The organism is Arthrobacter sp. STN4 (assembly GCF_024539665.1).
Classification (GTDB): Bacteria; Actinomycetota; Actinomycetes; order Actinomycetales; family Micrococcaceae; genus Specibacter.
Genome location: NZ_JAKZGX010000093.1, coordinates 1 through 432, shown reverse-complemented (window position 1 = coordinate 432; position 432 = coordinate 1). Strand labels below are relative to the sequence as shown.

Below are 432 nucleotides of genomic sequence, written 5' to 3'. Positions count from 1 at the left end.
GTGCGCGGGTCTTTACCGAGGACAGCACCGGGATCGTGGTGACGGACACCAAGCGGGTGATTGCGTTGATCGGCATCCAGGACGTCGTGGTCGTGGACACCCCGGACGCGCTGCTGGTCACCACCCGCGCCCACGCCCAACTCGTCAAGCGCGCCGTCGACGGCCTCAAGGCCCACGGCGACCTGGACGTCCTGTAAGGACAGGACACCCCCCACCACCCGACGTCATACCGAGTCCTGCCTGAAAGTTGCATGGAAAATGTCAGTTAACATATGTCTATGACTTCATCATCACGTGTACGTAAGGCCGTTATTCCTGCGGCCGGGTTGGGGACCCGTTTTCTCCCGGCGACGAAGGCGATGCCGAAGGAAATGCTGCCCGTGGTGGACAAGCCGGCCATCCAGTACGTGGTGCAGGAGGCCGTCAGTGCCG

Annotated in this window: 1 protein-coding gene and 1 pseudogene; both read left to right on the top strand. The window is 62.5% G+C overall.

Annotated features, from left to right (window positions below):
- Positions 1–197: pseudogene (locus MMF96_RS19485) on the top strand (mannose-1-phosphate guanylyltransferase); the annotation flags it as partial.
- A gap of 81 nt (positions 198–278) precedes the next feature.
- Positions 279–432, top strand: a 154-nt coding sequence (locus MMF96_RS19480) for a sugar phosphate nucleotidyltransferase (RefSeq protein WP_256884485.1), incomplete at its 3' end; no start/stop codon positions are given.